Below are 20,372 nucleotides of genomic sequence, written 5' to 3' on the forward strand. Positions count from 1 at the left end.
GCCTCAAAGCTGGCGCAGCGCCTCGCTGACCGGCGTGGATCCAAGCGCGCGCTGCATGGCCTGGCGCGACTGCGCGCGGTCGGGTGTGATCCAGTTGGGCTCGGCGCCGAGGAAGCGGTCGAGAAAGGCCACGGCATAGGCGGGCATTTCCGTTGCGTTCTCGCGGTAAGACCACCAGGTTCGCAGGTCGTCGGCGCATTTGTCGATGCTGGGCGCCGTGCCGAACTCCTGCTCGTGCACGGCCAGGATCGCCGATACGCAGTAGTTGGTATAGAGGAAGCCTTCCGGCCAGAAGCGCACGATTTCCGCCGTGCCGGCATTGGCCTCGCTCTCGATCATGTCGGTGAGGCCGGAAATCTCCCGCGCCGGCGCCTGCCGGATCAGCTCGCGCAGCACAAGCCCGGCGGCGAAGACGATGAAGTCCGCGCGGTCGACGGCAGCGAATCGCTTCTGCGCTTCCATGACTTCGATCCAGTCGAGGAAAGCGCGCGTCAACTTGGCCTCGTCGATCTCGAAGCGCACGCCGAACGTTTCGGACACCACTTTCGCGCTGCTGCGGAAGGTGGCGCGGAACCAGCGCAGCTGCCGCAGCCGGTGGCGAAGGTCCGGCATAAGCGCGAGTTCGTGCCTGAAAGGCAGGTCCATGTCTCACTTCCCGTTTGACGGCAGGCTAGCACAGGCGTTGCCGATGCCGAAATCGGTCAGCCACCTGTGGAGCGTTATGACGGCTAATATAATACATGTTGACATCCGAGGAAACAAATGTTCTCACTTTCGGGTCATCTCACCTCCGTCCAATATGTGTCGGAGGAACGAGAGTCGGGAGGAGTACCGAATGGCGATCTGGCAGTGGGCACTGCTTCTGCTGTTTGTTGTCTGGGCGCTGCAATCGCTGGGCGTCTGGCTGCAGATGCGGCATTATTCGGACGTCTTCAAAGGCGTCACTGGAGAGTTCAAGGACGGCTTCGTCGGCGCTGGCAATTTCCGCGGCCGGCTTGCCAAGGGCACCATCGCGTTGATCGTCGTGACGCCGGATCTGATCGTGCGCCGCATGATGGTCATGAGCGGCCGCTCGGTGCTGACCAAGTTCAAGCGACATGAAGAATTCGAGGGCGTCCCCCTCGATCGACTCCGGTCCAACCCTGCGATCATGGGGGAGGGGGAACCCGGTGTGGCCGAGGCCGTGAAACGGGCGATCGAGCAGATCGACCGCGCGCGGTCGGAGCCGGGGAAGAAGCCGGGCCTGTCCGGCTTGAACGTAGCAAGGGCATAAACGGACGCCGGCAGCCGGCTGGGAATGACCGGCAGGGGTCATAAGGAGGAGAAATGTCTGTAATTTCGTTATTGGCGCAGCATGCCGACCTGGCGGTGCATAACCTGCATGTCGCAGGCACCATGGTCTCGGATGCTGCCTGGCACGGCAAGCTCGGCGTCGAGCATGCCACCGATCATCTTGTTGTCCTGGCGCAGGCGACGACCGACAACGCGCCGGTCACCGCCGATCAGCTGAAGGAACAGCTGAAGAACGTGCAGCAGGAAGAGCAGCTCGGCTGGCTGACCGCGATCGGCAAGTATTTCATCGGCATCTTCCAGAAGGGCGGCGAAGTGTTCGCCGGCTTCGTCACCGGCATCATCCCGACGCTGGTGGTGCTGATGACCGCCTTCTACGCCGTCACCGAACTGGTCGGCGAAGAGCGCGTTCATGGCCTGGCGCGCGGCGCCGGCCGCATCGCGCTGACCCGTTATACGGTGCTGCCGGTCCTGTCGGTGTTCTTCCTCACCAACCCGATGGCTTATACCTTCGGTTCTTTCCTGGAAGAAAAGCACAAGCCCGCCTTCTACGACGCGGCCGTGTCCTACGTGCATCCGCCGCTCGGCCTGTTCCCGCATATCAACCCCGGCGAATATTTCGTCTGGGGCGGCATGCTGGTCGCGCTGCTCGACCTCGAGAAGCGAGGCGTCATCGCCAACGGCTACCACGTCAAGGTGGCCATCTGGTACGCCATCGTCGGCCTCGTCGTCATCCTGCTCAAGGGCATGCTGACCGAGCGCATCACGGCCATCATGGCACGCCGCCAGGGCGTCGAGCTCTAAGGGCGGGAGGACACCATGGCCAAGACATACAAGGCAGTAAAGATCTCGAAAGGGTCCACCGGCTGGGGCGGTCCGCTGGTCATCGAGCCGACCGAACAGCGCAGCAAGGTCGTGTCGGTAACCGGTGGCGGCATTCATCCGGTGGCGCAGCTTATCGCCGATATGACCGGCGCCGAGGCGGTCGACGGCTTCAAGGCGCCGCCGATCGAAAGCGAGATGGCGGTCGTCGTCGTCGACTGCGGCGGCACTGCGCGCTGCGGCGTCTATCCGCGCAAGCGTATCCCGACCGTCAATCTGACGCCGGTCGGCCAGGCGGGTCCGCTCGCCCAGTTCATCACGGAAGACATCTACGTTTCGGGCGTGAAGCCGGCCAATGTCACAATGGCGGACGGATCCGAAGCGGTCACCACTGCGGGGGGAGCAGCATCGATGAGTTCAAGCAACAACACTGCATCCAGGGCGGCCGAGCCGCTGCCGAGCGAGGGCGGGCTTATCGGCCTGATCAGCTCGATCGGCCGCGTCATGGGCCGCGTGGTCGGCATCTTCTTCAATTCCGGCCGCCGCACCATCGATCAGGTTATCCGCAACGTGCTGCCCTTCATGGCCTTCGTGACCATGCTGATCGGCCTGATCCTCTATACCGGCATCGGTGACGTGCTGGCGCAGCCGATGGGTCCGCTGGCCAACAACATCGTCGGCCTGCTGGTCATCTCGGCCATCTGCGGCCTGCCGTTCCTGTCGCCCATCCTGGGACCGGGCGCGGTCATCGCGCAGGTGATCGGCGTCGCCATCATCGGCCCGCAGATCGCCAACGGCACTATCTCGCCCGCGATGGCGCTGCCGGCGCTGTTTGCCTACAACACCCAGGTGGGCTGCGATTTCGTTCCCGTCGGTCTGGCGCTCGGTGAGGCCAAGCCGAAGACGATCGAAATCGGCGTGCCGGCGGTGCTCATCAGCCGCCAGATCATGGGCCCGGTCTCCGTGCTGATCGCGTGGGTCGTGTCCCTGATCGTGTTCTAAGTCGTCAACAATATCGAGGTTCGCCATATGTCGATTCTTCTCAAGACACGGGTCACTGCTATCGGACCCGAAGTGGCGGACCTCGCCGAAGGCGGCGTGGTCATCCTGTTCGCGGATGGCTCGCCTCCGGAACTGGCCGAGGTTTCCGTGCTTCATCTGGCAGAGCAGGGACCCAGTGACGACGCACCGCAAAAAGGCGCGTCGATCACGCTCGGACCGGTTTCGGCTGTGATAACGGCGGTCGGCTCCACCGCGTGGAGCAAGGTCCGCGAGATGGGTCACGTCGTCATCTCCTTCAACGGAGCGACCGAGGCTGAAAGGCCCGGCGAAGTCTGCGCATCCGAGGTCGATACCGGAGCGCTCGTGGCGGCGCTTACGCCGGGCACTGTCATCACTATCGCCGCCTGATAATATCCGCGCTGTCTGTCGACGGCGCCACAAACCTAGAGTTATTGCCATGGAACGCTCGACCATCGTCAGAGTGCATGAAGGTTTGCACGCCCGTCCCGCCACGCGGTTCGTGAAACTCGCCAAGGGTTTCGAATCCGATGTCGAGCTGGTCAAGGACGGCAAGGCGGTCAGCGCCAAGAGCTCGGTCAAGCTGATGCTGCTGGCGGTCAAGGAAAACCAGGAAGTCACCGTGCGCGCCAACGGCGCCGACGCGATCGAGGCTATCGAGGCGCTGATAGGCTATCTGGAGAACCCGCGCGCCGGCCTCGACGACGAGGGCGAGGCCGCCGAAGCTGGCTCCGAAGCCACAGCCGCCTTGTCCGTTCCGCAAGCCACGCCGCCGACTGCCGCGTTGCCGGATGGAGCACCAAAACTCCAGGGTATCGCCGCCAGCGAAGGCGTGGCCATCGGGCCGGCCTTTGCCCATTTCCCGCCGGAAATCGAGGGGCCGGGCAGGCGCCTGCAGGCCGATGAGATCGACAGTGAGCTCGAGCGCTTCCGCGGCGCTGTCGCCAGCGTCCAGGCGCGCATGGATCGCACGCTTGCGGAGAACAATCTCTCCGCCGGCGACCGTGGCATCGTCGCGGCGCTGCGCGACATCGCCGCCGACGACAGCCTGACCGGCGAGGTCGAAAGGCTGATCCGGGGCGGTGACGATGCAGTCTCGGCGGTCATTGCGGCCGCGGCCACCATCGCCGCCGATTTCAGCGCGGTCGACGACCACTATCTCAACGCCCGAGCCGACGACGTTCATGCCGTCGGCCGGCAGATCTGCCTGGTTCTGCTCGGCCAGGACGAAGTCAGCCTGGAGACGATACCCCAGGGCGCGATCCTCATTGCCGACGACATCGGCGCCTGGGATCTGGCGCGCGCGCCGCTGAAGCGCATCGGCGGCGTGATCTGCGGCCATGGCGGCGCCACCTCGCATATCGCCATCATCGCCCGCTCGCACGGCATTCCGGCGGTGTTGGGTCTGGGGGATAAGATCAACGAGTTGCGTGCGGCCAAGGAGGTCGCCATCGACGGCAATGCGGGGCACGTTCTCGTCGACCCCGACGAGGCGACGCGTACTGATTTCAACAGGCGCGTCGAGGCGGCGGCGCAGGAGCGCGCGGGCCTCAAGGCGTTCAAGGACGTGACCCCGAAGCGCGCCGACGGCACCGTGATCGAGGTCGCGGCCAATATCGGCTCGCTGGAGGAGATCGAGGCGGCGCAGGAAGCCGGCGCCATGGGCGTCGGGCTGTTCCGCACCGAGCTGCTCTTCATGCGCCACATGCATCTGCCGTCGGAGGACATGCAGGCCGAGACCTACAGCGCCTTGGCCAAGGCGTTTGCGCCGCATTCTGTCATCGTGCGCACGCTCGACATCGGCGGCGACAAGCCGATCGCCGGCATCGAATTTCCCGACGAGGAAAACCCCTTCCTCGGCTGGCGCGGCATTCGCATGTGCCTGGACCGGCCCGACATCTTCAAGCGCCAGCTGCGGGCGCTGCTGCGTGCCGCCGTCCACGGCAACATCAAGGTGATGCTGCCGATGGTTTCGGAAATCGCCGAAGTGACGCGCACCCGTGCGCTGGTCGATGAATGCGCGACGGAATTGAAGGCCGAAGGCGTTGCGCATGCAAGCTTCGATCTCGGCGTGATGATCGAGACGCCCGCCGCCGTGCTGATCGCGCCGGCGCTGGCAAGGGAAGTGGCGTTCTTCTCGATCGGCACCAATGACCTCACCCAGTACATCATGGCCGCCGACCGCCTCAATCCGACGGTCGCCAAGCTCAATGACGTCACCAATCCGGCGGTGATGTCGGCGATCGAGCTGACGGCCAGGGCGGGTGTCGCCGCCGGCATCATGGTGGGCATGTGCGGCGAGGCCGCCGGCCGGCCGGACCTGATCCCGGCCTTCGTCGGGATGGGCCTGACCGAACTCAGCATGAGCCCGGCCTCGATCCAGCGTGCCAAGAAGACGATCGCGGCCATGGCGGCCGAGCGATAGCGGATCCTCGCGGCGGGCTACGTCAGATGCGCGAGCAGCGTGGCGAGAACCGGTGTCAGTTCCTGGACGGCATTGGCCTGGGCGCAGGCCTGCCGGATGCGATCCTCCCGCACTTGGGCCGCCAGCACTGCGATCTCGAGAATGTCGGGCTCGGGCGTGCCGCCGTCCGCCTTGGTCGCCAGTCCGCAGGCAAGCACTACGGGCGCGAGGCACCTGATGTCGAGAGACAGGTCGCCGGCTATCGCCGGGCCTGTCCCGATCTCGCCAGGCTGAACAGGACGGTGGTTGAGGCATTCGACGAGGAGAGCCGCGCAGGCCGCCGCGACCTCATCCGTGGATGCCGCGTCGCCCGTCGCGGCAGCCAGAAGATCGGCGTGGCGCTTGCGCATCGCTGCGTGCACGGCGGAAAAGCCCGCCTCGTGAACGCGCGGATTGTCGATGCCGTAGCCGGCGAGAACCGCGCGGGTCAGATAATACATGTCACGCCTGAACTGGCGTTCGCCGCTGATCTGCCGGTCTTCGTCGCCTTGCGGGAAATAGGTCCGCAGGCTTTTGACGGTCGTGCCGTCGACCTTGAGCGGCCGGGAATGCGGAACGAAGGATTCGGCGATCGTCAGCGCCTCGTCGACAGCACTCGCGGCATGGCCAAGCAGGCTGCGGCCCGGGAAGGGCGGCAAATTGCCGGCGATGTCGTGCGAGGTATCACCGGCGCTGTCGTGGCGGTTCTGGCGGATCGCGTCGCGCAGTTCCCGAAGCCGGTCCTTCAGGTTGGCGCGGACGTCTTCGGAAATTTGTCGCAGCATCGCCAATTGCCTCGAAACGCTGAAGCCGGTCAGGGCTTGGGGCGCCAGTCACCCTCTCTAGATTGTTCGTCTCGATTGGTAGATCAATAGGCAATATTTAACCAGCATGCAGAATCGGCGAGGCAGCATCATCGCCGGGCTTGGAGGGGAAATTGGGCAGGCGGCGGCAGGGCGAATCCGAAAACGGCAGGGCGGCGGCTGAGGTATCCGAGCAGGTCGTCAGCGAAAGCCGGACCGACCGCCTCAGGATCCGCGCCGCCTGGATGTATTTCGTCGAGCAGATGACGCAAAACGAGATTGCCGACGTGCTGGGCGTCGGCCGCGTCACCATTGTGCGCATGCTGGCGGAGGCGAGGGCGCGCAACGAGGTGAAGATCACCATCGAGAGCGAGCTTTTGGAGATCGTGCGGCTGGAGCGGGCGCTGGAGAAGACCTTTGGGCTGCAGCAGGCGCTGGTCGCGCCGCTCACAGACCCCAACGCCGATCCAATTCCGGCAATCGCCGCCAAGACCGGCATGTTTCTGTCCGACGCGATGAAATCCGGCATGCGGGTCGGCGTCGGCTGGGGCGTGACGCTATTCCATACCTTGCCCTTCATCAGCGCCAAATCGCTGACTGATTTCAGCGTGATTTCGCTGCTTGGCGGCGTCGGCGTCGCGCGCCGGGTCAACCCGGCCGAGTTCGCCTGGCGCTTTGCCCAGATATTCCAGGGCGACGGTTATCTGATGCCGACGCCGGCCGTCGTCGACAGCGTCGAGACCAAGATCGCGCTGGTCGAGCGTTGCGGCCTGCAGGAGATTTTTGAAATGGCCGACGCGCTCGACGCCGTTCTGCTGAGCGTCGGCGGCATCGCTTCGGCCACCACCTTCTCGCGCGGCGGCTTTCTCAAGGAAGCCGACCGCGAGGCCCTGTTGGCGCGCGGTGCCGTCGGCGACCTTCTGTTCCATTTCTACGACCGCAACGGCGATCTGGTCGGCCATCCCGTCAACAGCCACGTTATGTCGGTGGATGTCGACCGCCTGCGCAAGGCGCCGATCCGCATCCTCACCTCCGGCGGCGCCGAGAAGACCGAGGCGCTGCTCGGCGCCATGAACCTGATCGCGCCGACCATCCTGATCACCGATGAGGAAAGCGCGCGCCGCATGCTGGCCGCGCATGCAGATTAGGCTGCAGGCATAAACTCGCCTGGCACATTCGTGCCGTCTTCGTGGGGGATTTCAAGGAAAATGGTCGGAGTGGCCGGATTCGAACCGACGACCCCTTGACCCCCAGTCAAGTGCGCTACCGGGCTGCGCTACACTCCGGACCGGGTGGCGATGTATCGTGATAAGGCGGTGCGGGTCAACCGAATTCGAAGCCTATCGCGCAGCTGAAATTGCAAGGAGGGGTTCAGGTCGCGCCAGCCGCAATTCCCGCTGGTGCCGGTACTCTAGCGCGATCGCGCCCCAGATCAATCCGAGCAACAGGTAGAGATGGCGCCAGTGGTCGATGTCGATGAAGGTGCCGAGCCCGATATTGCCGAGATGGGCGACATAGGCGCAAAGCAGATAAGGCTGCCACGGCCGGTCGCGTAGAAGGATGCGGAATCCGGCCCCGATCGTCCATAGCGTCAATGTCAGGAACGAGACGAAGCCGAGCCAGCCGTAATCCATCAACGCCTTCAGCCAGATGTCGTGCGTGTCCTCGCCATAGATCGTGCCGAAGACCAGCGGGCCGATGCCGAACGGGTGCTCCATCGCCAGCTGGAAGCCGATCGAATAGCGGGCGAAGCGGCCAAGCCGCGCCGTGTCGTAACTCTGCTCGAGTTGCGCGCGCTGCGTGAACATGTCCGACACGCCGGGCAACTGCAGGATGACGATGAAGGCGATGACCAGCAGCGCCATGGCCGCGATCGTCATCACCACCACGCGCAGCCGGAACCTGCCGCTGGCGCTCTGCAGGAAGAGGCACGCGGTGAGCAGCACCGCCGACACGGCGAACATGCCCCAGGCACCGCGCGAGAAGGAGAAGAAGATGCCGGCGGTGACGATGAGCAGCGGCACCGCCAGAAGCGGCATGCGCGACACCGGGCCGGTCAGGAGCAGATAGAGCAGGTAGGTGCCGGGCAGCACCAGGAACGGCCCGAACACGTTCGGATCCTGGAAGGCGCCGGCCGCTCGGTCGTATTTGGTGAACATCTCCGCGCCGGGAAAGGCATGGAAATAGCCGGCGATGCCAAGCAGCGACGTCGCCACCGCCGAGACGACATAGGCGATGAAGATAAGCCGGTAGAGGCTGGGCTGGACCGAGGTCACCGAGGCGAAGAACACCGCGCTGAAGGCCAAAAATAGCGAGACGGCGAGATAGAGCGGCGTGTTGGCGAGGTCCGCCATCTGCGTCATGGCGATCATGCCGCCGATGTTCAGCGCCACCAGCAGCACCAGCAACGGGACGATCGCGCGCGAGATTCGAAGCCCGAACAGCGCCCAGACCGCGATCAGCCCGGCCATGTAGATTTCGTAGGGCGCCGGCTCGCTGATGACGAAGCCGGAGAGCAGGATGCCGACGCCGATCGCGGTCGACGCGATCAGCGAAATCAGCTTGGCGTTGACCGCCGACGCCGGCAATTTGTTGACAGCTTGCGGCTGCAACGGATGGGCGATTGCGCTCAATAGGCGTTTTCCGTGTTGAGCAGGCGGATCGGCGTCAGGAACAGGATGCGCAGGTCGAACAGCATCGACCAGTTCTCGATGTAATAGAGGTCGTATTCGGTGCGCATGCGGATCTTTTCGTTGGTGTCCATCTCGCCGCGCCAGCCGTTGATCTGCGCCCAGCCGGTGACGCCGGGCTTGACCTTGTGGCGGGCGAAGTAGCCGTCGACCACCTCGTTGTAGAGCAAATTGTGCGACTGCGCGGCGATGGCATGCGGGCGCGGCCCGACCAGCGACAGCGAACCGAACAGCGAATTGAAGAACTGCGGCAGTTCGTCGATCGAGGTCTTGCGGATGAAGCGGCCGACACGGGTGACGCGCGGATCGTTCTTGGTCACTGTCTGCTTGGCGGTCGGGTCGGACCGGTCGGTATACATCGAGCGGAACTTGTAGACCTCGATGATCTCGTTGTTGAAGCCGTGCCGCTTCTGCTTGAACAGCACCGGGCCCTTGCTGTCGAGCTTGATGGCGATCGCGGTGGCGAGCATCACCGGCGAAAAAAGGACGATGCCGACAAGCGAGAAGAAGATGTCGAAGGCGCGTTTGGCGACCGAATCCCAGTCGTTGATCGGCTTGTCGAAGATGTCGAGCATCGGCACCGAGCCGATATAGGAGTAGGCGCGCGGCCGGAACTGCAGCGCGTTGGAATGCGCCGAAAGCCGGATGTCGACCGGCAGCACCCAGAGTTTCTTGAGCAACTGCAAGACGCGCGATTCGGCGGTCAGCGGCAGCGATACGATCAGCATGTCGATGCGCGCGATGCGGGCGAATTCGATGAGCTCGGAGATGGTGCCGAGCTTCGGATAGCCGGCGACGATCGGCGGCGAGCGCTTGTCGTTGCGGTCGTCGAAGATGCCGCAGATGCGGATGTCGTTGTAGGGCTGCTTCTCGACCGAGCGGATCAGCTGCTCGGCCGCCTTGCCGCCGCCGACGATGAGCGCGCGGCGCTCCATGCGGCCGTCGCGCGCCCAGCGCCGGATGAGGCTGGACATCACGAGTCTCAGGCCGAAGATCAGCACGAAGCCGACCACGAACCAGGTGCCGAACAGCAGGCGCGAATAGTCTTCCGACGCCTTGATGGCGAAGGCGGTGAGCGCCATCAGCGCGAAGCTGCCGGCCCAGACCAGCAGCACGCGGCCGAAGTTGGCCAGCGGGCGCATCAAAGCCTCGATCTGGTAGCAGTCGGTCACGTCGAGCAGCACCACGGCCAGGAACGACGTCGCCGCGATCGCCAGCGGATACTGCCAGGCCAGATAGCTGAAGAAGCCGACATAGTAGAAATAGACGCAGAGCCCAGACAGGAACAGCATCGCGAACTCGACCATGCGCAGCACGCCGCTGACCATGATCGGCGACATGGTATCGCGCCGGTATTGTGAGGCGACCTGGCGCGCCACATCGTTGATGCCGCCCGGCTTTTCGCCCCCGGCGGGAGTGTCGTAGTTGCGCACCGCATCCATGGAAAAGCGGTGCGCGGGGTCGATCTCATTCATGGGAACTGTCCGCGAGCTTCGCGCAACTGCATAGCAAAAGAGAGCTAAGAAAGCCTTGAAACAACCGGTGGTTTTGGAGTTGTTGCGGCCCGTGGCCTATTTGTGCAGTGCCGCGAAATAGGCCTTCTCGATATCGGCGGCCATGACGTCGGCGCCGAATCGGGCCTTCAGCTCATCGGCTTGCGGCATCAGTTTTCGATAACCGTCGAAGTCGCTGAGCGCCGTCCCCATTTTGGCGGCGAGCTGGGATGCGTCGGGCCGGATCAGGGCAGGGGAGTTTTCGCCGAAGATTTCCGGAATGCCGCCGACCGCGGTCGCGATCATCGGCATGCCGGCGGCCAAGGCCTCGAGCACGATATAGGGCATCGCCTCCGCGCGGGACGGCACGACGATCAAATCGGCCAGCGCGAAAGCATCCCTCGCCGGCATGGGCGGCAGGAAACGGACGTGGCTCTCCAGGCCGAGCCGCTCGGCCTGCGCGTGGTAGCGCGGCAGGTCGTCGCCGTCGCCGACCATAACTGCGCTTAGGGGGCGTCCGAGCTCGTTGCCGGCCAAGGCCAGCGCATCGATGAAGATATCTGGACCCTTCAGGTCGCGCATCATCCCGATGTACAGGAAATCGGCGGCATCCGCCGCCGTCGCCACCGGTTCGAATTCGGCGGCGCGCAGGCCGTTATAGACCAGCCGGTTGGGTATCGGCGGCTCGCCGACCTTGCGGCGATAGGTTTTCCGCTCGTAGTCGGAAACGAACAGCAGGCAGTCGGTGAAGCGCGCCATGAAGCGCTCCAGGCCGAAGAACAGCTTTCCCGTCACCGTCGTTTCGTCATAGTGGAGGGAGCCGCCATGCGGCGAATAGAGGCGGGCAACGCTAAACATTGATACCCGCAACAGTGAGCCGAACAGCCGGGCATAGGCGCCACCCTTGGCGCCGTGCCCGTGCAGCACGTCCGGCCGCAATTCCTGGATGATTCGGTAGGTGCGCCAGGCCGAGGCGAGATCGCCCGGCCCGACATGGCGCTGCATCGGCGTCCGATGGATGCCGAGCGCCAAACTGTCCTTCATCGCGTCGAACAAGCGCTCCTCATAGTCGCCGCCGGTGGTCGAGTCGCAGACGATTCCCACCGCATGGCCGGCGGCGACTTGCGCCTCGGTCAGGTCGCGCACGTGGCGGAAGATTCCTCCGACAGGTGAGCGAAAGCAGTGGACGATCCTGAGATTCACCGCCACGACGGGTTTTTCAGAACAGGCGTTCGCGGACGTAGACGGTGTCGCCGGGCAGGAGCGGATCGGATGTCAGCACCCGACCGGTCATCACCTTGCCGTTGATGTCGCGGGTGATGTCGACGCTTCCCTGATTGGCGCGCGGCGTGAAGCCGCCGGCGATGGCGACCGCCTTTTGCACGGTGAGTCCCGGCACGTAGGAATACTGGCCGGCAGCACCCACTTCGCCCATGACGAAGATCGGCCGGTAGCGGTCGATTTCGACCGAAACGTCGGGGTCGCGCAAATAGCCTTGGCGCAGCTTGTCGGCGATCGCCTTTTCCAACTGCTGCGCGGTGTGGCCGCGCGCCGGCACCGCGCCGACCAGCGGGAAGGAGAGATAGCCGGACTGGTCGACGCTGTAGGTGTTGGTCAACCCATCTTGCTCGAACACCGTGACACGGACGCGGTCGCCGGCGCCGAGTCGGTAGGGCTGATCGAGCACTTCATGGAAGGCGGCGGGTGTCGGGCGGTAGCTCGAACAGCCGGTCAGCAGCGACAGGGCAAGCAAAGCGCGAAAGAGGGAAGCAGTGCTTTTCATGACCGGCCAGGAACCTTCATCGCTCTTGCCGCAAGTCGCGGCCAACCCCAGGAAAGTGCGACCGTTATCATCCTGTTAGGGTTAATGGGTGGTAAAGGAGCTTGGTCCGGGAGAGCGGAGATCGGCAAAAAGCTCAATTGTTCTATTGCTTTCGCGCAATCTTCTTTGAGTGCTCTCTAATAAGCGCTCATTCTGATCTTAACGGGTGAGTTACCATAGTTGTTTACGCTCCATCCTCGACTCAAAGTTCGGAGCAGGATGCATGTCCGTTCAGTCCGCGGCCGCAGACGTCGATGTCGATCTGAGACAGCTCTTCGCCAGCCTGGCGAGGAACTGGCTGCGCATTGTCTTCGTGACGCTTCTGGTCACCGGGCTGGCCTTCGCCTTCGCCTGGCTCGCGACGCCTTACTATAAGGCGACAGCCAAGCTGGAGATCGGCTCGCGCGAATCGGAATACACCCGGCCGCCGGGCACCAACGATGACGACAAACCGATTCTCGACGAGCAAGGCGTTGCGACCCAAGTTCAGATCATTTCCTCGCCCGACATCCTCAAGCAGGTGGCGACTAAGCTCAACCTGGACAAGTTGCCGGAGTTCGACGAAACGCTGAAAATGTCGTCGCTCGGGCGCGTGCTTGTGCTCGTCGGCTTGAAAAGCGATCCCTTCGATATCCCGCCGGAAGAGCGCGTGCTGAATGCCATGCACGACAAGCTCAATGTCTACGCCGTTGAAAAGACGCGTGCGATCGCGATCGAGTTTGCCTCGAAGGATCCCAAGCTCGCCGCCGACATCGCGAACGGCATCGCCAACGCCTATATCGCTTCGAAGGGCGACGCCAAGCTCGAATCGAACGCCGCCGCCACCGACTTCCTGGCGCCGGAAATCGCCGACCTGCAGAATCGCGTCAAGGACGCCGAGGCCAAGGTCGCGGCCTTCCGTGCGCAGTCCGACCTCTTGATGGGCGGCAACAATGCGGTGCTTCCGACGCAGCAGCTCTCTGAGCTGTCGAGCGAATTGTCGCGCGTGCGCGCCAGCCGAGCCGCCGCCGAGGCGAGCGCCGAGAGCGTGCGCCGGGCGCTGCAGAATGGCGGTTCGCTGGACAGCGTGCCGGAAGTCCTGTCCTCCGAGCTGATCCAGCGCCTGCGCGAGCGCCAGGTGGAGCTCAGGGCCAACATCGCCGATCTTTCCACGACCCTGCTCGACAACCATCCGCGCATCCGGGCGCTGAAGTCGCAGCTGGCCGATCTCGACGGACAGATTCGCAATGAGGCGCAAAAGATCATCCGCGGCCTGTCGGCCCAGGCCCAGACGGCCAAGGCCCGCGAGGATCAGCTGATCGCGGACGTCAACACGCTGAAAGCCGCCTCGGCGCGGGCCGGCGAGCAGCAGGTGCAGCTGGACGCCTTGCAGCGTGACGCGAATGTTCAGCGCCAACAGCTTGAATCCTATATGGCTAGTTACAATGCGGTGGCTTCGCGCAAGGATCGCAGATACTCGCCTGTCGCGGCGAGCCTGATCGCGCAGGCCCAGGTGCCGTCCCAGCCCTATTTCCCGAAGATCGGGCCGATCACCGGCGCCGCCGCCGCTGCTTCGCTGCTGCTGATGGCGATCGGCACGCTGCTTGGCGAGCTGTTCTCGGGCCGCGCCATGCGTCCGGCCGCCGGCGCCCACTTCGCCGATATCGAGCAGGTGGCGATGCCCGCGACCAGGGTGGAACCGATGATCGCCGAAGCACATGGCGAAGGTCGGGCCTTTGCGCCTTACGAGGAAGCTGCGGCGGGGCATTCGATCGCCGAATCGGAACTACCGAGGCCGGCCGAGCACGAGTTGGCGGAGGTTCGCGCTGCGGTTGTCAAGCAGGCCGAGCCCAGCGAATCGGCCCCGGAGCCAAGGCAATCCATGCTGGGCGAGATCGATGTCGACAAGGCTGCGGAGAAGCTGATCGCTTCCGGCGCCGCGCGCGCGATCTTCGTGTCGCCGGAAGGCGACGAGGCGGCGGCGTCCGCCGTGCTGGTGGCGCGCGAAGTATCGGATGCCGGCCTGCGTGTGCTGCTGCTCGATCTCACAGCATCGGGCGCGGCGTCGCGGCCGATGCTGGACACAAGCCTCTTCCCCGGCATCACCAATCTGCTCGCTTCCGAAGCGCAGTTCAGCGACGTCATCCACCCCGATCTCTATTCGGATGCGCATGTCATTCCGGTCGGCACCGCCGATCCTGTCCGCGCCATGCGCGCCGCCGACCGGCTGCCGATCATCATGCAGTCGCTCACCACGGCCTATGATCTCGTCGTGGTCGAGTGCGGCCCGGCCGACGCGCAAGGCATCGGCCGCCTTGTCGGCGACGGCACCGAAGTCTTCCTGTCCATGTTGGAGGCCGACGACCAGGTGACGCAGGCCGCAGTGAAGCTGATCGAGAACGGCTATCCCAACCTGACGCTGGTCACGCCGGTCGGCCACGAACCGGGAGATCCATTGCCCGGACGCCGTTCGGCTGCATAAGGCTGGCTGTCCTGCGCTGCCGCGGCGCTTGATAAGGACAACCGCGAGGTACCGGAGGCCGAGACCGCAGCGAATCGAGCACGGCTCAGTCGGGGGGCATGACAGTCCTTAGGTGCAAGACCGAGCCGGGGCATTTCTCGGCGGCCCCCGCACTTTACATCGGCGGCATAGCACCTAGTTTTGATGTTTCGCGCTGCGCACTTTGGTGCGTGGATGATCAAGAGCGGACCGTGAACCCTAGGCCGGTCCCTCGAAACTCCCAAAGGATGGCTGTTATGACACAGGCCAAGAATGGCGACACTGTACGTATCAACTACACTGGGCGTCTGGTCGACGGCACCCAATTCGATTCTTCCGGCAGTGAACCGTTGCAGTTTACACTGGGCGAAGGACAGGTAATTCCTGGTCTCGAAACGCATGTCGAAGGCATGGAGGTCGGCACGAAAAGCACCGTCACCGTTCCCGCTGACGCCGCCTATGGCCCGCATCGCCCCGAAGCGGTCGTAGTCATCGACCGCGCCAGCGTGCCGGAAAACATCAACGTCGATATTGGCACCCGATTGCAGGCCCGCACCCGCGAGGGACGTCCCATGCAAGTAACGGTCATCGGCGCGGACGACGCCAGCGTCAAGCTCGACGGCAATCATCCGTTGGCCGGAAAGGACCTGGTGTTCGACGTTGAATTGGTCGAGATCGTTCAGGCGGCGTAGTTGGAACTGAACGACTGCCCCAGGATCGCGGTCAAGAGCGCTACGAGAAAGTTATTTCCGCGTGGCCCTCCAAGGGAGAGGCCGAGGAATCGCGATCGTCACGGTGCGCGATCGGTCAGGGCGTTGGCCCCTTCCTGCCCGGCGCAATGCGCGCAGCAATAGATGATATCGCCCTGCTCGACGCCATGTCCCATGATCCGCACCCTGCAATGCGGGCAGATCGGCGCAAGCTTCTGGATCGCGCACTCGAAGCTGTCAAACGTGTAGGTTTGCCCGCTCAAGCTCACTAGGAATGCCTTGTCATAGTCGTTGCCGCACTGGTCGCACTTAGCCATGGCCATTCTCCTTCTGGGTGCGAAAACCTCTCGGCACTCGATAGGTTCCGTCGAGTCCCTCAGGGTCTCGGCCCGCTTGCCGCATCGCCCCGGAACGCGACGGCGACTGTGCGACTCTTACCAAGCCTAGCTGTCGTCCTCGGTTGCGGCAGGTGCAGCCTGTCCGGCAGCCTTGCGGCGCAGCATCTTGGTCAACTTCCAGACCATCGGATTGTTCTTGATGAAGGCCTTGGCCCGCGCGCCTTGCCGCATCGTCGTCGCCAATGCGCGGCCTTTCAATGTCAGCGGCGCAAGCACCTCGAAATGCTGGATCTCGAGATCGCACCAGAGCCGTTTGTAAGGCTCGTCGCCGACCGAGAAGTCATAGACCTTGAAGCCGAGATCGCAGGCTTCCTGGATATTGTCGAAGAACAGGAAGTCGCCGGGGCTGGTGAAGGCGAGATCGTCCTCGGCGATGGCGCCAAACTCGCAGATCAGTCGCTTGCCGGAGCGGCTGCAGCCGGTAACCGCGCGCAGTTTTCCCGCCACGTCCAGGCCGTGCAGCAGGAAGGACGGCTTTTCCTCCGTCAGCGCATCGGCAAACAGCGTCCGGAAGAAGTCGCGCACTTGCCTGTCGCCGAAGACATTGGCGATGCCCATCTTGGCGAAACGCACCTCCTTCATCTCGAGGAAGGCGTCGAGCAGCCTGTCGACCTCTTCGCGAGTGTGCGCCTCGATGCGGCGGAAGGTGCCGACCGCCTCGAACTTGCGCGTCTGCGAACGGTGCTTCTTGCGCTTGCGCTTGCCGCTCGCGCGCGACAAGAGCGCGTCGAACCCGCCGTCGAGATCGACCGCGAGCGCAAGGTTCGGACTTGGAAAGCCGGATAGCGCGGCGAGCGGGTTGGCGACGCCGTCGAGGTCGGGCAGCAGCCTTTCCAGCGAGATCAGGTCGATGTCCGGCCGCGTTCGGGCGATGACCTTGAACACCGAGCGGATCGTCCGACCGTCGATAGCAGACAGGAAACGTGGATCGGCGGCGGCGAAATTGCCGTTGGCGTGGCGCCCGCCGGCGAAACGGGCAACCTTGAACGGGCCGCGCCCTACGACTTCCAGCGCAAGCGAAAGCGCCGGATGGCCATCGCAGGATAGCGTCGCGACAACCATGTCGGCGCCGGTCGCGGTTGCCCAGTTGTTTACCCAGGATGCGCTTTGCGCTGGCGCGAACAGCGCCGAGGCGCAGAATTGAACGTAGTCGGCAAGCCCGGCACCGTCTTTTGCGGTCGCAGTCCACCGACCCTGATCGGCTCGCATGGGTCGCGCGGAAGTCTCGTTGGCCGCGACCCAGTTGCCGTCAAATGACGCGGCGGCGTCAACCATCCCTCAATCCTTAAGACGTATTGGTTCCGACTTGGGGGTTCGCATAGGCGCAACTCGTGCTTGGATGAGCCTAGGCGCAAAAGGTGAAGGAATGATCGACGGGGGCGAGGCAATCCGGAAACTGGCGCTGAACCTTGCCCGCTACTCCGGTCTCGCGCCTCTGGCGCGGCCGTTTGTCGGCGGCATCGGCGCTATCCTGATGTTGCACCGCGTCACCGCGACACCGGAGAAGCCGAACAGCGTCAACCGGCATCTGAACATCGCGCCCGCCTTCCTCGACAGGTTGATCTCGGACATGAAGGGGCGGGGTTATGCCTTTGTTTCCCTTGATGAAGCGATCGAGCACATCAAGACGGGTGGCAAGGGCTGCCAGTTCGCCACGATCACCGCCGACGACGCCTATCGCGACAACATGACCGAGGCGCTTCCGATCCTGGAAAGGCACGGCGCGCCGATCGCCATCTACGTCGCCCCCGGCCTGATCGACGGCGCCGTCGATCTCTGGTGGGACGTGATCGAGGATATCGTCGACACCAGCTCGCGCCTGACGCTGACTATGGCGGGCAAGCCGACGGTGATCGATTGCTCGACGCCAGGCAGGAAGATCCAGGCCGTCGCGCGGCTGAACGCCTGGCTGACCTTGGAAGTCTCCGAGGAAGAGCAGGGCGCTGCGTTGCGCGAACTTGCTCGTTCCAATGGGTTCAAATTCGGCTCGGGCCGCCCATGCACCTTGATGAACTGGGATGAGCTTCGCACCATGGCCGCGCACCCGCTGGTGACTATCGGCGCCCACACCGTCAATCATCGGAACTTGAAGCGGCTGTCCGAAGCCGATGCGCGCCATGAGATCGGCGACGTCCGCCGCATCCTCGCCGAAAGGCTTGGCGAGGAGCCGCGTCATCTGGCTTACCCCTATGGCTATGCCAGCGCCGTCGGTTGCCGCGAGGTTGGCTTTGCCCGCGACGCAGGCTATGCCTCGGCGGTGACCACGCGGCATGGTGTGCTGCGCGCCGAGCATGCCGGCTTCCTGCACGCGCTGCCGCGCATCTCCGTCAATGGCCGCTATCAGAGCGTGGCGCATATCCGCACGATGCTGTCCGGCATCACCACGCCGCTCGCCAATGCGGGCAAGATGGTCGTTACGATATAGGCCTGCGCCTTGATCAGCACTTATGGAAATAACGGTAGGTGTCGGGCGCGCTCATCCATTTGAGCTGCGTTTCAAGCCCGCCATGCGCCTTGATCCAGCCTCTGATGTCGGATGCGTAGGCCTTCCACAACAAGGCGGTCATGTCGGGCCGGTGCGCCAGATGGAAGCCGAAGCTCGCCGCCGGCGTCACGCAGATGCGATTGCGTGGAACATAGCCGAGCAGCACGGTGCAGGCCGACTGGCATTTGCCGACGATGCGCACATCGACGCCGCGCGCCGCAAGCCCCTTCCAGCGCTGGCTATAGGCGGCGACGCTGCCGCCGTGAGCGTCCGAGACATTGATGGTTTCCGCTGTCGCGATCGAAGCGGCGAGCGAGCCGGTCAGAACGATCAGCACCGCGAACATGGTCCTCAGCATGCCGAGCCTCCCTGCCGAGCTATGAACGAGGCAGGGTAGGCGCGCGCCCGATCACGTCTGAATCACATTCGTGTTTTTGCTTGCCCGGCGCCGGCGAGGATCAGCCCTTCGGGCGCGGCTCGATGATCAGCCATTTGATGATGGCCATGGCCGGCAGAACCCAGAGAAAGCCGCTGAGCAGGAAGAAGAGGAGATGCGCCGTCGGCCCGTATTCGGCGAGCCTGGTGACCGCAACGGCTGAAGCGATCAGCGCGTAGATGACGATCAGCGCCACCAGCAATATGGTTCCGATCAGCTTTTTCAGGCGAATGGGCATGTCGCGGTTCCGTTGACCCGCTCCGCTTAGGCCGAATGAAGAAAGCGCGCAACCGTCGCGGCCCGGCGCGACGGCGTGCCGCGCTGTCCGGTCTTGCCAGTTGGACGGCCTTGGTCCACCACTTCAGCCTTCAACGACCGGAAAAACGCCTATGGCTGCCCTCACCGCCACGGCCCCCTATGCCGCTCGAGACCGCGACCTCCAGAACCGCGCACTGGTGCGTGGCTGGCTTTACGTCGTGCTGCTCGTGCTGTTCGCGCTGGTGCTTGTCGGCGGCTCCACTCGGCTCACTGGCTCGGGGCTGTCGATCACTGAGTGGCAGCCGATTCACGGCGTCATCCCGCCGCTCAACGACGTCGAATGGCAGGAAGAGTTCCAGCGCTACCAGCAGATCCCGCAATATACCGAGATCAACAAGGGCATGAGCGTCGAGGACTTCAAGTCGATCTTCTGGTGGGAGTGGGCACATCGCATCCTGGCGCGCAGCGTCGGCGCGGTCTTTGCCTTGCCGCTGCTGTTCTTCTGGGCGGCGCGCCGCATCGAGCGAGGCCTTGGACTGAAGCTCGTCGGCATCCTTCTGCTGGGCGGACTGCAGGGCGCAATCGGCTGGTGGATGGTGGCTTCCGGCCTGGCCGACCGCGTCTCGGTCAGCCAGTACCGGCTGGCGACGCACCTGACGCTTGCCGCGCTGATCTTCACCGCGACGATGGTGGTCGCGCGCGGGCTGGCGCCGCATTCGGAGCCCGCCGCCGACCGGTCGACGCAGCGGCTCGCCGGTTTCATCGTGCTTCTCGCGCTGGTCCAGATCTATCTTGGCGGGTTGGTCGCCGGGCTGCACGCCGGCCTTTCCTACAACACATGGCCACTGATGGATGGAAAGGTGATCCCGTCCGACCTGCTTCTCCTGAAGCCCGCCTGGCTGAACTTCTTCGAAAATCCGAAGACGGTGCAGTTCGTCCACCGGCTGGGCGCCTATACCATCTTTGCCGTGGCGCTCTGGCATATGATCGCGACATGGCGGCGCCAGCCCGGCACCACCCATGCCCGCCGGGCCACGCTTCTGTTCGCGCTGGTGGTGGTCCAGGCCTCGATCGGCATCGGCACGCTCTTGATGCAGGTGCCGCTGCACATGGCGTTGACGCATCAGGCGATCGCGCTTGTCCTGCTCGGCTTCGCCGCCGCGCATTGGCGAGGCACCAAGGGCGCTTACCCGCTTCCGACGGAGATTACCGTCAAGAGCTGA

Annotated in this window: 20 protein-coding genes and 1 tRNA gene; 10 read left to right on the forward strand and 11 right to left on the reverse strand. The window is 64.1% G+C overall.

All coding sequences use genetic code 11. The features are described 5' to 3' along the window. Nucleotides 1–3: 3 nt before the first annotated feature. Nucleotides 4–645, reverse strand: coding sequence for a hypothetical protein (locus FJ414_RS03970; RefSeq protein ID WP_140641473.1), 642 nt, complete (start codon nt 643–645; stop codon nt 4–6). Between the two features lie 190 nt (nt 646–835). Here FJ414_RS03970 and FJ414_RS03975 point away from each other — a divergent pair, with 190 nt between their 5' ends. Genes FJ414_RS03975 through ptsP form a run of 5 tightly spaced genes read left to right on the forward strand, consistent with a single transcriptional unit; the run spans nt 836 to nt 5,557 of the window. Then, complete coding sequence (locus FJ414_RS03975; RefSeq protein WP_140641475.1) at nt 836–1,273, forward strand: transcriptional regulator GutM; 438 nt, start codon at nt 836–838, stop codon at nt 1,271–1,273. A gap of 53 nt (nt 1,274–1,326) precedes the next feature. After that, complete coding sequence (locus FJ414_RS03980) at nt 1,327–2,094, forward strand: PTS glucitol/sorbitol transporter subunit IIC (protein WP_127867858.1); 768 nt, start codon at nt 1,327–1,329, stop codon at nt 2,092–2,094. Between the two features lie 15 nt (nt 2,095–2,109). Continuing rightward, nucleotides 2,110–3,114: a PTS glucitol/sorbitol transporter subunit IIB gene (locus FJ414_RS03985; protein ID WP_140641477.1), complete on the forward strand. Its 1,005-nt coding sequence runs from the start codon at nt 2,110–2,112 to the stop codon at nt 3,112–3,114. A 27-nt stretch (nt 3,115–3,141) separates the two neighbouring features. Next, a complete protein-coding gene (locus FJ414_RS03990) occupies nt 3,142–3,522 on the forward strand; it encodes a PTS glucitol/sorbitol transporter subunit IIA (protein WP_140641479.1) in 381 nt (126 codons plus the stop codon). A gap of 49 nt (nt 3,523–3,571) precedes the next feature. Beyond that, the gene (gene ptsP / locus FJ414_RS03995; RefSeq protein ID WP_140641481.1) at nt 3,572–5,557 is read left to right on the forward strand and encodes a phosphoenolpyruvate--protein phosphotransferase; all 1,986 of its coding nucleotides are present in this window, start codon (nt 3,572–3,574) and stop codon (nt 5,555–5,557) included. A gap of 17 nt (nt 5,558–5,574) precedes the next feature. Here ptsP and FJ414_RS04000 read toward each other — a convergent pair whose 3' ends face one another. Continuing rightward, a complete protein-coding gene (locus FJ414_RS04000; RefSeq protein WP_140641483.1) occupies nt 5,575–6,360 on the reverse strand; it encodes a hypothetical protein in 786 nt (261 codons plus the stop codon). A 152-nt stretch (nt 6,361–6,512) separates the two neighbouring features. Between FJ414_RS04000 and FJ414_RS04005 the strand changes: the two genes are divergently transcribed. Continuing rightward, a complete protein-coding gene (locus tag FJ414_RS04005; RefSeq protein ID WP_140641485.1) occupies nt 6,513–7,526 on the forward strand; it encodes a sugar-binding transcriptional regulator in 1,014 nt (337 codons plus the stop codon). A 61-nt stretch (nt 7,527–7,587) separates the two neighbouring features. Here FJ414_RS04005 and FJ414_RS04010 read toward each other — a convergent pair. From FJ414_RS04010 to FJ414_RS04030, 5 genes are all read right to left on the reverse strand, one after another. Then, a tRNA-Pro gene (locus FJ414_RS04010) sits at nt 7,588–7,664 on the reverse strand. A gap of 54 nt (nt 7,665–7,718) precedes the next feature. After that, the gene (locus tag FJ414_RS04015; RefSeq protein ID WP_140641487.1) at nt 7,719–9,011 is read right to left on the reverse strand and encodes an O-antigen ligase family protein; all 1,293 of its coding nucleotides are present in this window, start codon (nt 9,009–9,011) and stop codon (nt 7,719–7,721) included. Next, on the reverse strand, nt 9,008–10,543 hold the full coding sequence (locus FJ414_RS04020) for an undecaprenyl-phosphate glucose phosphotransferase (RefSeq protein WP_140641489.1): 1,536 nt from the start codon (nt 10,541–10,543) through the stop codon (nt 9,008–9,010). The genes FJ414_RS04015 and FJ414_RS04020 overlap by 4 nt, the downstream gene beginning before the upstream one ends. Nucleotides 10,544–10,639: 96 nt before the next feature. Continuing rightward, a complete protein-coding gene (locus FJ414_RS04025) occupies nt 10,640–11,770 on the reverse strand; it encodes a glycosyltransferase (protein ID WP_140641491.1) in 1,131 nt (376 codons plus the stop codon). Between the two features lie 10 nt (nt 11,771–11,780). Continuing rightward, a complete protein-coding gene (locus FJ414_RS04030) occupies nt 11,781–12,344 on the reverse strand; it encodes a polysaccharide biosynthesis/export family protein (RefSeq protein ID WP_140541319.1) in 564 nt (187 codons plus the stop codon). A 262-nt stretch (nt 12,345–12,606) separates the two neighbouring features. On the opposite strand from FJ414_RS04030, the gene FJ414_RS04035 reads away from it, so the two are divergent. Together FJ414_RS04035 and FJ414_RS04040 are read left to right on the forward strand one after the other, a co-directional pair. Continuing rightward, nucleotides 12,607–14,844 carry an exopolysaccharide transport family protein gene (locus FJ414_RS04035; protein ID WP_140641493.1) on the forward strand — a complete coding sequence of 746 codons (2,238 nt, stop codon included), beginning with the start codon at nt 12,607–12,609 and terminating at the stop codon, nt 14,842–14,844. Nucleotides 14,845–15,119: 275 nt separating this feature from the next. Continuing rightward, nucleotides 15,120–15,554: a peptidylprolyl isomerase gene (locus FJ414_RS04040; protein ID WP_140641495.1), complete on the forward strand. Its 435-nt coding sequence runs from the start codon at nt 15,120–15,122 to the stop codon at nt 15,552–15,554. A gap of 98 nt (nt 15,555–15,652) precedes the next feature. Here FJ414_RS04040 and FJ414_RS04045 read toward each other — a convergent pair whose 3' ends face one another. Together FJ414_RS04045 and FJ414_RS04050 are read right to left on the reverse strand one after the other, a co-directional pair. Next, nucleotides 15,653–15,889, reverse strand: coding sequence for a hypothetical protein (locus tag FJ414_RS04045; RefSeq protein ID WP_140641497.1), 237 nt, complete (start codon nt 15,887–15,889; stop codon nt 15,653–15,655). A 126-nt stretch (nt 15,890–16,015) separates the two neighbouring features. Continuing rightward, nucleotides 16,016–17,245, reverse strand: coding sequence for a GNAT family N-acetyltransferase (locus tag FJ414_RS04050; protein WP_140641499.1), 1,230 nt, complete (start codon nt 17,243–17,245; stop codon nt 16,016–16,018). 91 nt (nt 17,246–17,336) lie between these two features. Between FJ414_RS04050 and FJ414_RS04055 the strand changes: the two genes are divergently transcribed. Continuing rightward, on the forward strand, nt 17,337–18,395 hold the full coding sequence (locus FJ414_RS04055; protein WP_140641501.1) for a polysaccharide deacetylase family protein: 1,059 nt from the start codon (nt 17,337–17,339) through the stop codon (nt 18,393–18,395). 13 nt (nt 18,396–18,408) lie between these two features. On the opposite strand, the gene FJ414_RS04060 is transcribed toward FJ414_RS04055, so the two are convergent. Together FJ414_RS04060 and FJ414_RS04065 are read right to left on the reverse strand one after the other, a co-directional pair. Continuing rightward, entirely contained in the window at nt 18,409–18,813 is a 405-nt protein-coding gene (locus FJ414_RS04060) for a hypothetical protein (protein ID WP_140641503.1), read from the reverse strand. Between the two features lie 100 nt (nt 18,814–18,913). Continuing rightward, a complete protein-coding gene (locus FJ414_RS04065) occupies nt 18,914–19,129 on the reverse strand; it encodes a DUF2842 domain-containing protein (RefSeq protein ID WP_140641505.1) in 216 nt (71 codons plus the stop codon). 151 nt (nt 19,130–19,280) lie between these two features. Here FJ414_RS04065 and FJ414_RS04070 point away from each other — a divergent pair, with 151 nt between their 5' ends. Next, on the forward strand, nt 19,281–20,372 hold the full coding sequence (locus FJ414_RS04070) for a COX15/CtaA family protein (RefSeq protein ID WP_140641507.1): 1,092 nt from the start codon (nt 19,281–19,283) through the stop codon (nt 20,370–20,372).

The organism is Mesorhizobium sp. B3-1-6 (genome assembly GCF_006439555.1).
GTDB lineage: Bacteria > Pseudomonadota > Alphaproteobacteria > Rhizobiales > Rhizobiaceae > Mesorhizobium.